A 13,558-nucleotide genomic window follows, 5' to 3' on the forward strand; every position below is an offset into this window, starting at 1 on the left:
AGGTGCAAGATGTGGGTTTCCAGGTTTGCGTCTGTTGCCTTATTTTAGGCAATTCTCGCAACACAAAGTAAATAATTTCGCAATATTCTCTGTGTCTGTGCGTGAACCTTATCCTCAATTCAACGCATAATATACAGAATATTGTCTAAATTTGTAGGTGATTTAATGGCAGGAATTCAAGTCGGTATTGAGGGTGAAGGCGCACCAGCAGCAGCCGAGGCTTTGCTAGAAATTCCTGGAATATCGGGAAGCTATGAAGTTCCGATGCAAAGAGAGGGAACTTTGGCGGCGATCGCTACTATTATTGGCATTGTGGGTGGTGTTGCGGCTTTAGCTGAACAAATTCGCAAATGGTATCAAGAATGGCATAAATCTCATCCAGGGAAGCAATTTGATGTGGAAATTTTTGACCCTGCGAGTGGAAATAGGATTTTACTCGAAGAAGCTACCATAGAGGAAATCACGGAAATCCTCAAATCTATCAGCAAATAAGTGCAAACTATCCGCATTCAACTTCGGGAAAGTACGCAGGAAACAGTTGAACTCAGGTATTGGCTACCTCAAAATAATCACTATGAATCACGTCGCCTGAAATTAGCAGAAATCGCTGATTTACTCAAGCAAGGCGAACGAGATTACTATAAACTGCTGCCCAATTTACCAGGAATCGGGCAGCAGTTATTTTTTTGGTTGGATGGGGATGGACGGTGGTTGAGTCGGGGAATTGCTAACTGTCGCGGTGAGGGGTTGGTAATTGCTATTGATACTGATAAAAAACTGGCACATCTACCTTGGGAAGTGCTGCATGATGGTGAGGATTTTTTGGTAAAGCGCGTTAATCCAGTGGTTTTGCCTCTGCGCTGGATTGAGAAAGAAACGGAAGGGTTTGCTGTGGAAACACGACAATTGCGAGTATTGTTTATGGCAACCGACCCGGAAGATGTGGAACCAAAGTTAGAGTTTGAACAGGAAGAGGCGAAAATTCTGGCAGATACGCGAGATTTTAATTTAGATTTGCGGGTGGAAGAAAGCGGTTGCGTTAGCGAGTTGGGTAAGTTGTGGAGTCGCTATTTTCATGACTTTGATGTGTTTCACCTCACAGGACACGCGTCAATTACTCCTGCTGAAGTGGAAAACAACCCCACCCCCAACCCCTCCCCGCAAGCGAGGAGGGGAGCAGGTTTAGAGCCGAATACGCCTTACTTTATTACGGAGACGGAAATTGGGGAACGCCACGAAACTACAGCCGCAGAACTGGCCGAAGTCTTCCGGTTTCGCTTTCCCAAATTGGTGTTTTTATCTGGGTGTCGGACTGGACAAGCAGCAGATAAAGGGGCTGTCCCTTCAATGGCTGAGGCACTAATTGCCCAAGGGGCGATCGCTGTTTTAAGTTGGGGGCGACCTGTGGAAGATCGGACAGCCACAGCCGCCGCCGCGCACCTCTACGGCAAATTGGCTGCCGGATATCAATTAGCTGAAGCACTCGCTAGCACTTACCAGCAGTTGTTTAAACAGAATGTGCGTGACTGGCATTTGTTGCGGTTATATGTCCAGGGAGAATGTCCGGGTGCGTTGGTGGATGTGTTGGGAGATTTTCTACCCTCTGCGCCGGAACCTGCTTATGAACAGTTTTTAGATCCCGATACCCAACTGGTGCGGGTGGCGAAACCCTCTGAGTTTGTTGGGAGACGGCGGACTTTGCAACGTTGTCTCAAAGCAATTCGCACTTCATTAGGGGTACTAATTCACGGACTGGGGGGTGTGGGTAAGAGTACTGTGACGGCGCGACTTCTGGAAAGGATGGTTGGCTATCACAGGCTGGTGAACTTTCGGCAACTGGATGAGGACAAACTGCTCAAAACCCTGGCTGAACAATGTACCTCGGAACGGGGGCATGATATTCTCAATGGCAAGTTACCGTTGATGCAGCGCCTCACCAAGTTTTTCACTGAAGGACTGAATACCGAAAAACAGCGCTTTGCCTTTGTGCTGGATGACTTTGAGGCTAATTTGGATTTACGAAATGGGGTTTATGTCTTGCAACCACAAGTTGTGGATGTACTGCTGGCGTTGCTGAAGGCGATGCAAAATTCCCAACTTCCCCACAAGGTAATTATTACCTGTCGCTACAATTTCACTTTGTCGGAACTGAATCATCGTCTGTACCGCGAACCTCTGGGGGCTTTGGGTGGGGCAGATTTAATTAAAAAGTATAATCGTCTGGATTCGTTTAATGGCAGTTGGCAATTTCAGCCAGATTTGCCGGAACGTGCCAAAAAAGCAGCAGATGGAAATCCTCGGCTGTTGGAATGGTTAGATAAGATTTTGCAAAATTCCCCGAAGTCGCCAGAAGCCGAGAGGGGAGTTGAGATGATTCTGCAAAAGATGGCAGATAAGGAAAAGGAATTTCGTGAGAATATTTTGGCTGAGGAATTGCTGAAGCAGCAAACTCCAGGTTTACGGAAGATGCTGGGGAAGTTGTTGGTGTATGAGTTACCTGTTCCTCAAGCTGCTATTGACCCGATTTGTGAGGATATCTCTAGTTGGGAAAGTCATATTCAACGCGCTGAAATTTTGGGTTTGTTGGAAGTTACCCTCACCAACAACACAGAGAGGTTGTATCGTGTTCCCCGGATTTTGTCACCGTTGCTAGAGTTTCCAGAAAACCCCAAGGGTGAAGAGTTGTATAAACAAGCTGCACAAATTTTGTATCGTCTGTGGTGGGAAGAGGCGGAAAGTTCTACGGAGGTGCAAACGTTAGAAATTCATCGGTTGGCGTTGTTGGGGAAGGATGAAGGAATTGCGGGGAAAATAGCTAATTACTTGGCGGAACACTTACGGAATCAGAGCCGATTTCGGGAAGCAATACATCTGTGCAAATCAACTTTAGAAATTACTAAAAACCATAGTGTTCTTAAAGAAATGGCTTACTGTGAATGCCAACTCGGTGAGGTTGAGCAAGCATTAAACTATTACCAACAAGCTTTAAATCTTTGTCCCGCAGAAGATGAACAAGAATTAGCATCAATTTATTATTATCTAGGAATGCTAAAAGCCAACAAAGGGGAAGTAAATGAAGCGATGGCACTCTCCAATCAGTCTTTGGAAATATTTGAACGCATTGAAGATGCCCAAGGCAAAGCGGCGACGTTGCACCAACTGGGAATGATCTACGCCGACAAAGGGGAAGTGGATGAAGCGATGGCACTCTCCAATCAGTCTTTGGAAATATTTGAACGCATTGAAGATGCCCAAGGCAAAGCGGCGACGTTGCACCAACTGGGAAGAATCTACGCCAACAAAGGGGAAGTAGAGCAAGCGATCGCACTCTACAATCACTCTTTGGAAATAAATGAACACATTGGAAATGTCAAAAGCAAAGCGGCAATGTTGCACCAACTGGGAATTCTCTACACCAATAAAGGGGAAGTAGATGAAGCGATTGGACTTTTCAATCAGTGCTTAGAAGTTTTTGAACGTATTGGTGATGCTTATTGGAAAGCACTGACGTTGCATAACATAGCAAGTATCTACGCCAACAAAGGGGAAGTGGAGCAAGCGATCGCACTCTACAATCAAGCCCTTGAAATTGATGAACGCATTGGAAATGTCCAAGGCAAAGCAGCGACGTTGCGACAATTGGGAAGAATCTACGCCGACAAAGAGGAAGTGGAGCAAGCGATCGCACTCTACATTCAGTCTTTAGAAATAACTCAACGCATTGAAGATGTCCAAGGCAAAGCGGCGACGTTGCACAATCTGGGAATTCTCTACGCCAACAAAGGGGAAGTGGAAAAAACGATCGCACTATACAATCACTCTTTGGAAATAAATGAACACATTGGAAATGTCCAAGGCAAAGCGGCGACGTTGCACCAACTGGGAATTCTCTACGCCGATAAAGGGGAAGTGGATGAAGCGATCACACTTTTCAATCAGTCTTTGGAAATAAATGAACGCATTGGTAATGTCCAAGACAAGGCAATGACTCTGTGGTGGCTAGGAGATTTGGCAGAACAACAGGGTGAATACACTAAAGCGATATCCTATTTGCAACCAGCTTTAGAGATTTTGCAGCGATTGAAGTCACCGGATGCTGAAAGTGTGAGTGCAAGTCTTGATAGGGTAATGCGTAATTCGTAATTCGTAATTTGTAATTCGTAATTACTGAAAGATTTTTGTCTCACGCAGAGGCGCAGAGAAGAATGCAAGAGTGGGATTTAAGTAAATAAAAACTGCTGTAATGAGTCTTTGAACTCCATTAATGAGTCTTTGAACTCCATTAATGAGGCTTTGAACTCCATTAATGAGGCTTTGAACTCCATTAATGAGTGTTTACAGCAATTCAGATGAGAGAATCAGGATCTACACCGAGCGATCGCAACCGTTCTCGTAATAATTGAGTTTCTTGCTTTGCTTGTTGAGCTTTTTGTTCAGCTTGTTGAGCTTTTTGTTCAGCTTGTTGAGCTTTTTGTTCAGCAAGTTTTTCCTTTTCTTCTGGTGTTAAAAACCGTTGTCCTTGTTGGTTATACCAATACATCCACTCCCGTGGGATGCCTAGATAAGTTCCTCGTTCGATCCCAATTCCTAAACCTATTTCTGGCAACCAAACTGGATTACCATCATGTAATTCATAAGCATTATTAACTAATTTGTAAACTTCTAAACGTGACTTGCGGCGACGAAATGGATTGTAAACTACATAATATAAAATCCCTAATTTCGCATACTCTGCTTTTTTAGTAGAGTACTCACCACGATAGTTTTGAGATACTACTTCTAGCGCTAATACTGGTACTCTCCTCTCTTCCCAAAGCACATAACTGGGGCGGAGGTTTTCATCATAAAATCGTTCTACCCCTAAACTCAAAAACCCATCTGGTACTATTGCTGGTAAATCTGGATCATAATAAATACCCATGTCAACGCCAAAATACCAATCCATGCGTTCTGGCCAAGCCATTGCTAGAATCGCTTTAAGTAAACCGGGAATCAAATCTTGTAATTCATTATCCACAGGGGTATCATCAGAGTCTGGTAGTTCCTCAGATGAGGGCAAACAAGCTAATGGATCGTACTTTAGCATGATGGGTTTACTCTTCCTCAGTTATTAGTACATCTTTATAAGAAGAATTCAGAACTCAGGAGCGGAGCCGGAGACGCTCCGCCTCCGGTCAGAATTCAGAATTGAATTGGAGTCCGACTGGGTAATAAATATTGGTTTAAAACCTTGCCCCAAGCGAAGCCCTGAGCGTGACCGAAGGGTGGGCGAAAAAATTAAAATATTCTCGCCTTAAAACTCTATCCCTTTATGGGTAGAATATCCTGAATTCAGAATTCAGAATTCAGAATTCAGAATTCAGAATTCTGAATTCTGAATTCTAACTCCTGTTTTATTTTATTAATTTTGATAGAAATTCAGCACATCCTATTTTATTTGCAAACGTCGAGAGGATCTGATCCCCGACTTCTTAAAGAAGTCGGGGATCTTTTGCTCATTGGGTATTAGTTTTCCACTTGTTTGAGTTTTTGAAAAATTTCATCAAGTGGTGACTCAGATTCATCAGGACAAAATTCTAAAGCAAGTCTAACTTTTCCTTTTTTCCATCCCTGAGTACTAAACTGCAAAACTTCACAATTTAATCCTTGGGTATACAAATTTACTTCATCTGTCTCTTCTGCTCCAATATATTCCTTAATTGCTGTAATTAAATCACGGACTTTAAAAGTTTTAGCAATATTTAACTTATTAAAAGTGTCTGGTTCTATAGACACAACTTCATCATGATTTAGTCTGTCAAATCCATCTTCCATAAAAATCCCCTCTCACTAAATCTGACTTTTCACGTCATGTGGAAAAGCTAACGCGAAACCTAACCCCCCAGCCCCCTTCCCTACAAGGGAATGGGGAGAATTCAAAGCCTCTCTCCTTGCAGGAGAGAGGAATGGAAGTGAGGTTTTCGAGATCCCGTGAAAAGTCAGCTCACTAAATCTATACTTTCCACAGATTTAGTAGTTCATCCGAAATAAAATGATGATTTTATAGATTTAGTGCTGCTCAATATAAAGTTAATTTTAGGACTTACGCAAAACTACACGCGGTAGGGGCAATTCATGAATTGCCCCTACTTACAAATCAGGGTTTCAGCTATTGTTTGCGTAAATCCTGAATTTTTCAACTGGGGTTTTAACTCCATTATTCACCGACTAAAAAAGTCCCGTACTTGGTAAGTTATATTGCATCAGACTACATCTTTTACACTCACTACTCCTGCACTACAAAACTGAACCAATAACCAGTTACTGGATTGCTTGTCTAGTGCAGGTAGCACACGAAAATTGAAAACTTCCTCCCATACCTCAAGTCCGTGCTGGGTGACAAAGGATTTTTCCAATTCTTTAAAGTGCAAGTATTCACGCTCATTGATAGATGTCAACATTGAAATTATTGTGCTGACTGGGATTTGAGTAGCTGCTGCTTGTACAGGAGTCATTTTGGATAATCCTCAAAAATGCAAATTATCGGAAAGGGTTCAACCTTGGGATTGATAATTTTGACCAATCGCTTACCTTTACGTCTAGCAAGCGCAAAACAATTAAGTTCGGTTGCTGCTGATGACCATTGTCTAGTTTCAGCTACCGCGTCCCACTCATTTTGTGACTGCTCAAAGTCATCTGGTTGGTTTTCTTCTGTCATCTTCCTGAGCATGATTGTGGCGTTGCTAAATGATGGTATGAAAAGCTCTCATGCAAAGAGGCAAATTAAATCAAGATATTTACGTATCTTCACATGAGATTAAAAACAAGAATTCATGCTCAAATCAAGCAACGCCCTGATTATTTTTGGGTTAGGGCGATTCTCCAAATAGACTGAGTTAAAAAAACCAACCGTAAGAATGCAAACCTTTGCCCAAAAGATTCACACCTAGATAACAAACCCAAACGACAACAAAGCCGGTGGAGGCTAAAATTGCGGGACTGCGCCCTTGCCAACCGCGAGTGATCCGGGCGTGAAGGTAGGCGGCGAACACTAACCAGGTGATTAATGCCCAAGTTTCTTTAGGGTCCCAACTCCAGTAGGAACCCCAAGCTTCGTTAGCCCAAACGCCACCGGCAATGATCCCAATTGTCAGCAGGGGAAATCCTAGTCCGATGATGCGATAGCTGATATTGTCGAGGGTTTCGGCAAGGCTAAGGCGCTGGGGTGAAAGGGGTTCCGAATTTTGGATTTCGGATTTTGAATTTTGGATTGGGGTTGTTGTGACTAAACCCAAAACAGCAGTGTTACCGTTACCGTTGCCGTTGCTACTAGTTTCAAAACGAGCAAAGCCGTTATTTTCGATAGGAGAGGCTGGTGGTTGAGAAATTAGCTCAGATGCTTTGTGCAAACGGTAGCCGTTGCTGCGATAGCCACCAGTACCTACAGAACTACCTTGTAGTTGGATGTTTTGACCACGAGTGACAATTAAAAAAGCGATCGCTAATAACGAACCCACCATTAAAGCCGAATAACTCAACATCATCACACTGACATGCATCATCAGCCAATTTGACTTTAAGGCAGGTACTAGGGGTTCTGACGTTTGCATCTGGGATGGTAATGTCAGGGTAGCAAAAGCAGCGATCAACATTGCCACAGGAGATGTAACAACTCCTACTAAGCGGCTACGGCTACTATTTTCAGCAATCAGATGGACGGCGGTAATTCCCCAAGTTAAGAAAAACAGAGATTCATAGAGATTACTTAAGGGAAAGTAACCAGCTTCTATCCATCTTGCGCCTAATAGAGTCGCCATACACAAATTAGCGATCGCCATCCCAGCTGTCCCCAAAGCGGCTAGATAAGGCAGATTTGGAAAAGCCGCTCCCCCCCAATACACCAGCATTGTCAGGAATAATATGGCAAAGGAGGCATTGTCCAGCCAGTTCTGGAGTACAACCAGGTTCATAAAGTGTTCTCTCCGTGGATAATTTAAAATACCGATTCTGACTGTTCTGATCCTATATGTTTACAGGGTCATGAAGCAGGGAAAATGGGAAATAGGGCATTGGGCATTGAGCATTGGGCATGGGGCATTGGGCATTGGGAAGAATTTATTTACTATTCTTTACTCCCCCATCTCCCTCATCTCCCTCATCTCCCCCATCTCCCCCATCTCCCCCACTCCCCACTCCCCACTCCCCACTCCCCTATTTACCAGAGTTACCCTTATTGCTTCCTGGACTAGGCAAGGTAGTCGAGTTCGTAACTTTTTTTAGTCCGATAAAAATGTCGTAGATGTTACTGCGACTGTCGCTGACAGCAGATGTCATCCCAATTGAGCGCGTTGCATCTAGCAAAGTTTGTTGATTGGGAATTAGAGTTGGTAAAGGGAAATTTTTCACAATTCGTTCCACATCCACGAAAAATTGACCATTTGTGGGATTTGGTTCTGTAGGAACTGTTTGTTGGAAGGGGATTGTGCTAGCTAGTGTATTGTTGGGTTTAGGAACAATTTTATCAGTGATGGGAGCGCCCACGACTAGAAAGGCGACATCTCCATCTAACCAGCCGTGGGTGGCCGTTAATGTGCCATAAGGTGAAACCCAGTTAACAACTGGTTGATCTCCGACTTTTGCCGGTTGGATTTGGAATTGGTATTGATTTTTCATCACATCATCGAGCTGTTTTATGGATGCTTCAGCTGATTGGCGTAGGCTTTGCCCACCGTAGGCATCGCTTACCTGTACCATGAACACCAAACCCGCACGAAAATCATCTGGTGAACCTTGTTTTGAAGAAGTCGGAATCACTGATAGAGAAAATTCGCCTTTCATCCAACTGAGCAAATCCTTATCTAAATCGAGATTGGTAAGAGATTTTATCCCACCTCTAAGCTGTTCTGGTGCGATCGGCGAGAGGGGATTTCCCTGAGATGTTAAAACGTAATCTCCCCATGACCTCTGTAAGTTCCCGCCAGATAGCATCATTAAGGTTTCCGATGGTAGGCGGTTTTGCATTTCTCCAGCTTTGTTTTCCACCGCCAACACACGTTGACTATTAGGGTTTAGCCAAGAAATGCCCTTGAAGCGAATTCCTTCTGGCTCTAAGCTCATTGTCCCTGCTAAACCTTGGTTATTTTGCAGTTGAGCCAAAACTTGAGCAGGTAAAGGGCGGTTTGGAGAAGCTGCGGCTATTTTGGCTGCTGTTGGCACATTTACGTAAAACTGAGCAAAGGGTTGGTAATTGGCAATTTTCAGAAAATTCTCCGCAAAGCCCACTGTTGTAGCTAGGGATGTTTTATTTTTGTAGGCATCGATCGCTCTTTCTGTGGCTTTGGGATTATCAGTTATGACTAAAAAACGCCCATCTAGTAATGCTGCGGAGAAGTTTTCCCCTGCTTGTCCCTGATTTTGTTTAATGGCGATCCCTTGATAAGTCCGGTCAATCCATTTGCCTTGTTTAAGGGTTTTGGGTTGTGCCAAAATACTTTTGGCGATTTCTGGGTTTTTCACTGGCAATACCATTACCATCGACTGCTGATCATTGGCAGCATCTTCATTGGTGGTAACTGGTTTGGGTGCAGGTTTACTCGCTGTGTCTGGGGCAAGAAATGCGATCGTCACGTCATTGCCTACCCAAGGAGCGATATCTTTCTGGAAGTCGTAACCATTATTAGTTAGAAAGCGATCGCGGAATTCTACTAAATTTTTGTCCAGTTCTGCTTGGGTTTCTCTTGTGCCAAACTGCCGCAATTGCTGCCACTGCTGGGGATCTGTTGTCAGAGAAACCGCAAACAGGGCATCACCAGGAATAATATTTGCACCTACTAGCAAATCGCTAGAAGATAGTTGTCTCTGGCTTAACAACCAGTATGCTACAGTCCCAGCACCAATCAATAACCCAGCAGCCGAGAGCGTCAGCACCAGAGACGGTTTCTTCTTTTTATTTTTCTTCATCGGAACAGACACAAGAGGCGGTGCCATTGAAACCTATACCTCATACTTGCAAACTCATTAGTTGTTTGATTGGTTAAGTTAACCAAAAAGTTTCTCGTTATCTAGAGCAGTTAACTGCATGAATGTCTCCATCCTAGACATTGATAATATTTCCGTAATCAACCTTCCGTACTGTTTCAAAAGCGGTGTTTTAGTAGTTAGTTACCTTTTTTAACACGCTTTGTTGAATTTCGCCGGACACTTGCTTTGGACGGTTGCCTCTGTGGAAATTCTTCAAGAGTTAAATCCGTCATTTCAAGCACTTTGAGGATATAACTAACTTAGGCATTGCTGCAAGTCATCAGTAACTCACACTACCTTCTATTTACATAACTTCCATTTACATAACTTCCATTTGTTGTATTGACTTTATCTAACCTAGATAAATTCAGTATCCGGGATTTCGCATGGATTACTAATCTTACAAATCAGATATGTTGCTGAATTATGATTTTTCGGAATTTGTATCATTTTGATGCAAAATAGTTGTTATTTTTGCTGAGGAGGAACTGGTAATTTTTAATTGGAGCGGACTTTTTCAAACAAGCATATTATGTGCAGTGTCTCGTAGAGAAGCGGTACTAGTACCGCAAGGCGGAATTCAAAATTCAAAATTCAAAATTCAAAATGAATACAGAGTAAGGGTTTCATTGATTTTGAATGGGTGGTTTATTTACGCCGTGCTGTACTAGGCTGCTGCTAAAAACACGTTTGAATTTTTCAATGGTATTATCCCTCAGCATTGACAGCACTCAGCTGCATAGGCCCCAAATATTTGGTTAAATAAGGCGAAAAAACTTCATAAATTAAAGTCAGTGGCTCTCCATGATGCCAAAACAAGTAGTGGCGACCCCAAAAAGGCCCAGTTACATCAAAACCAGACTCTAGCGCCGATGAGTCACCGTAGTAAATTCCTCGAACATCTCGATATAACTCTGTGCGAAGACGAGCTAAACTCGCCCAAATTGGTAATGAACGATTTTGCAAATACTCATCTACATGACTGGCTTCCCACCACGAAGTAGCATAAGCTAATCGCTGGCCAGAAGCAGTACGCAGCCACACTTGTCGGCGTAGTCGCGGCCCTGGAACAGATTGGATTAACTCAGGAGCAACATCCAAGTCCATGCCAATTAATGACATATCAATCACATCTACTTCTACAGGCTCACCTGTAAGCAATTCTAGATGACGTGTTGGAGAGCCGTCACCCAAAAGCATTAGCTGCCAAGCAGGTGCTAGTTGAGTGTGAGGTAAACTTTGTTGAATTATTTCCTCCCCTCCTTGCCAAATCGGAGTGAGGCGATGCCAAGCTGCTGGCAGTGTTAAGTTGTTTGTCGGCGTAAAAGTAATACTCAATGCTTTTTACAAAACTTCATCTATTTCTATAAAAGCATAAAAAACTAGTACTTTAGCAAGGCAACTTTGCTGAGTGGGGAGTAGGGAGTAGGGAGTGGGGAGTAGGGAAAGGTTTTTTCCTTTTGTCAAATTTTCTAGGTACGTAGTAAGCACTTCAGTGCTTCAGACAAGGACTAAAGTCCTCTCTAGGAGACGCTACGCATAGCTTCCCGAAAGGGGTAGACTACAAACTTATTTAGCAAGCATTGTTGCCTTGAGGGAGTACTAGAGCTATACCTAGATTTAAGGGTCAATAGTCTAAGGTTTTTTGACCCTTGACTATTGACCCTATGATTAAACAAGCAAAAATGCGGATGGGGAGACTCGAACTCCCAAGGCAAAGCCACACGCACCTCAAGCGTGCGCGTATACCAATTCCGCCACATCCGCATGGTTTCTCTAAAGATAGACTATAGCATAAGAAAATAATTATAGTAAGGTGATATCTAAATTCAGTTGCCAAAAAATATAAATTTTCTCAAGGCGGTATCAGACTGACAGAAATCTAGCAGCTGCACAAGTGATATTAAAAAGGGTAGAGCTAGTGTGTTCGGTGACGCAAAAGCCCAATTTCGTAAGCTAGCCAAGACTTACAGCAGCAATGTTGTTAGTGTAGTAAGACTGTAGAGGCAGCAACCTGCAATCTGAAGTTTGCTTAGAATCAGGGTGGCGAATCTCCTGTGATAATTTTAAATAGTGCGAAAGCGTCGTTTCAAGTTGGATCAGAGAAAATGTCAATCTACTGGTTAATGATATCGAAACTAAAAAATGAAGTTTGACAAAATATTAATTGCCAATCGGGGAGAAATCGCGCTTCGCATTCTCCGCGCCTGTGAAGAAATGGGGATTGCGACAGTTGCGGTTCACTCCACAGTTGACCGTAATGCTCTGCACGTCCAACTTGCTGATGAAGCGGTTTGCATTGGCGAACCTGCTAGCAGTAAAAGTTATTTGAATATTCCCAATATTATTGCTGCCGCACTGACGCGCAATGCCACTGCTATTCATCCCGGCTATGGCTTTTTAGCAGAAAATGCTCGGTTTGCGGAAATCTGTGCCGACCATCATATTGCCTTTATCGGCCCAACTCCAGAAGCTATGAGGCGGATGGGGGATAAATCCACTGCCAAAGAAACCATGCAAAAAGCTGGAGTCCCGACGGTACCAGGTAGTGAGGGGTTGGTAGAATCCGAGGAAGAAGGATTAAGATTTGCTAAGGATATCGGCTATCCAGTGATGATCAAAGCTACAGCCGGTGGCGGTGGACGGGGTATGCGCCTAGTTCGTTCTGAAGATGAATTTGTGAAACTTTTCCTCGCAGCTCAAGGGGAAGCAGGAGCAGCTTTTGGGAATTCTGGCGTTTACATAGAAAAGTTTATTGAACGTCCCCGCCACATCGAATTTCAAATTTTGGCGGATAACTACGGTAATGTTATCCACTTGGGCGAACGGGATTGCTCAATTCAGCGCCGGAATCAAAAGCTACTGGAAGAAGCACCAAGTCCGGCTCTCGACCAAGACTTGCGTGAGAAAATGGGACAAGCTGCTGTCAAAGCTGCCCAATTCATTAACTATACTGGGGCGGGTACTATCGAGTTTCTTTTGGATAGATCGGGTAAATTCTACTTTATGGAAATGAACACCCGGATTCAAGTAGAACATCCGGTAACAGAGATGATTACTGGGATAGACTTGGTTGCTGAACAAATTCGGATTGCCCAAGGCGAAAGACTCAAGCTTACCCAAGATGAAGTAGTCTTGCGTGGTCATGCGATCGAATGTCGGATCAACGCCGAAGACCCCGATCATGACTTTCGCCCTTCTCCTGGACGAATCAGTGGCTATCTTCCCCCTGGAGGTCCTGGTGTTCGGATTGATTCCCACGTTTACACAGATTACCAAATCCCGCCTTACTACGATTCATTGATCGGCAAGTTAATTGTTTGGGCGCCAGACCGACCTACTGCTATTAACCGCATGAAACGCGCACTGCGGGAATGTGCCATTACTGGACTACCCACCACCATCGGGTTTCATCAAAAAATTATGGAAAATCCCCAGTTTTTGCAGGGTAATGTCTATACAAATTTTGTGCAGGAAATGAACGGTTAGGGGAGTGGGGAGTGGGGAGTGGGGAGATGAGGGAGTAAGAATTTTAGATTTTAGATTTTGCGAAAAGTTG

The 13,558-nt window shown here is 43.7% G+C and carries 11 protein-coding genes and 1 tRNA gene; 4 read left to right on the top strand and 8 right to left on the bottom strand.

Annotated features, from left to right (window positions below):
* Window positions 1-165: 165 nt before the first annotated feature.
* Together V7K27_RS02090 and V7K27_RS02095 are read left to right on the top strand one after the other, a co-directional pair.
* The gene (locus tag V7K27_RS02090; protein WP_334943897.1) at window positions 166-492 is read left to right on the top strand and encodes a hypothetical protein; all 327 of its coding nucleotides are present in this window, start codon (window positions 166-168) and stop codon (window positions 490-492) included.
* A complete protein-coding gene (locus V7K27_RS02095; protein WP_334943832.1) occupies window positions 493-4,143 on the top strand; it encodes a tetratricopeptide repeat protein in 3,651 nt (1,216 codons plus the stop codon).
* 202 nt (window positions 4,144-4,345) lie between these two features.
* Here the strand turns inward: V7K27_RS02095 and V7K27_RS02100 are convergent, their stop codons facing one another.
* From V7K27_RS02100 to ccsB, 5 genes are all read right to left on the bottom strand, one after another.
* Window positions 4,346-5,086: a Uma2 family endonuclease gene (locus V7K27_RS02100; protein ID WP_334943834.1), complete on the bottom strand. Its 741-nt coding sequence runs from the start codon at window positions 5,084-5,086 to the stop codon at window positions 4,346-4,348.
* Between the two features lie 419 nt (window positions 5,087-5,505).
* Window positions 5,506-5,814 (bottom strand): KGK domain-containing protein, encoded by a 309-nt coding sequence (locus tag V7K27_RS02105; RefSeq protein WP_300417633.1) that lies wholly within the window; start codon window positions 5,812-5,814, stop codon window positions 5,506-5,508.
* 428 nt (window positions 5,815-6,242) lie between these two features.
* Window positions 6,243-6,494, bottom strand: coding sequence for a hypothetical protein (locus V7K27_RS02110; RefSeq protein ID WP_334943836.1), 252 nt, complete (start codon window positions 6,492-6,494; stop codon window positions 6,243-6,245).
* A complete protein-coding gene (locus V7K27_RS02115; RefSeq protein ID WP_334943837.1) occupies window positions 6,491-6,697 on the bottom strand; it encodes a hypothetical protein in 207 nt (68 codons plus the stop codon). The genes V7K27_RS02110 and V7K27_RS02115 overlap by 4 nt, the downstream gene beginning before the upstream one ends.
* A gap of 178 nt (window positions 6,698-6,875) precedes the next feature.
* Entirely contained in the window at window positions 6,876-7,949 is a 1,074-nt protein-coding gene (ccsB, locus tag V7K27_RS02120; RefSeq protein WP_334943839.1) for a c-type cytochrome biogenesis protein CcsB, read from the bottom strand.
* 119 nt (window positions 7,950-8,068) lie between these two features.
* Between ccsB and V7K27_RS02125 the strand changes: the two genes are divergently transcribed.
* On the top strand, window positions 8,069-8,278 hold the full coding sequence (locus tag V7K27_RS02125) for a hypothetical protein (RefSeq protein ID WP_334943841.1): 210 nt from the start codon (window positions 8,069-8,071) through the stop codon (window positions 8,276-8,278).
* Here the strand turns inward: V7K27_RS02125 and V7K27_RS02130 are convergent.
* The 3 genes from V7K27_RS02130 to V7K27_RS02140 form a co-directional block, all read right to left on the bottom strand.
* Window positions 8,191-9,966 (bottom strand): DUF3352 domain-containing protein, encoded by a 1,776-nt coding sequence (locus tag V7K27_RS02130; RefSeq protein ID WP_334943843.1) that lies wholly within the window; start codon window positions 9,964-9,966, stop codon window positions 8,191-8,193. The genes V7K27_RS02125 and V7K27_RS02130 overlap by 88 nt on opposite strands.
* Before the next feature lie 741 nt (window positions 9,967-10,707).
* Complete coding sequence (locus V7K27_RS02135; RefSeq protein WP_334943845.1) at window positions 10,708-11,337, bottom strand: chorismate lyase; 630 nt, start codon at window positions 11,335-11,337, stop codon at window positions 10,708-10,710.
* 348 nt (window positions 11,338-11,685) lie between these two features.
* Window positions 11,686-11,766, bottom strand: a tRNA-Leu gene (locus tag V7K27_RS02140).
* 378 nt (window positions 11,767-12,144) lie between these two features.
* On the opposite strand from V7K27_RS02140, the gene accC reads away from it, so the two are divergent.
* Window positions 12,145-13,488, top strand: coding sequence for an acetyl-CoA carboxylase biotin carboxylase subunit (gene accC, locus V7K27_RS02145; protein ID WP_334943847.1), 1,344 nt, complete (start codon window positions 12,145-12,147; stop codon window positions 13,486-13,488).
* Window positions 13,489-13,558: the final 70 nt, after the last annotated feature.

The organism is Nostoc sp. (assembly GCF_036919575.1).
GTDB lineage: Bacteria > Cyanobacteriota > Cyanobacteriia > Cyanobacteriales > Nostocaceae > Nostoc.

What these genes read in the sequence shown, in the direction of transcription:
- V7K27_RS02090 (WP_334943897.1), top strand. Translation starts at nt 166, where the DNA reads ATGGCAGGAATTCAAGTCGGTATTGAGGGTGAAGGCGCACCAGCAGCA.
- V7K27_RS02100 (WP_334943834.1), bottom strand. Translation starts at nt 5,086, where the DNA reads ATGCTAAAGTACGATCCATTAGCTTGTTTGCCCTCATCTGAGGAACTA.
- V7K27_RS02105 (WP_300417633.1), bottom strand. Translation starts at nt 5,814, where the DNA reads ATGGAAGATGGATTTGACAGACTAAATCATGATGAAGTTGTGTCTATA.
- V7K27_RS02110 (WP_334943836.1), bottom strand. Translation starts at nt 6,494, where the DNA reads ATGACTCCTGTACAAGCAGCAGCTACTCAAATCCCAGTCAGCACAATA.
- V7K27_RS02115 (WP_334943837.1), bottom strand. Translation starts at nt 6,697, where the DNA reads ATGACAGAAGAAAACCAACCAGATGACTTTGAGCAGTCACAAAATGAG.
- ccsB (WP_334943839.1), bottom strand. Translation starts at nt 7,949, where the DNA reads ATGAACCTGGTTGTACTCCAGAACTGGCTGGACAATGCCTCCTTTGCC.
- V7K27_RS02125 (WP_334943841.1), top strand. Translation starts at nt 8,069, where the DNA reads ATGGGGCATTGGGCATTGGGAAGAATTTATTTACTATTCTTTACTCCC.
- V7K27_RS02130 (WP_334943843.1), bottom strand. Translation starts at nt 9,966, where the DNA reads ATGGCACCGCCTCTTGTGTCTGTTCCGATGAAGAAAAATAAAAAGAAG.
- accC (WP_334943847.1), top strand. Translation starts at nt 12,145, where the DNA reads ATGAAGTTTGACAAAATATTAATTGCCAATCGGGGAGAAATCGCGCTT.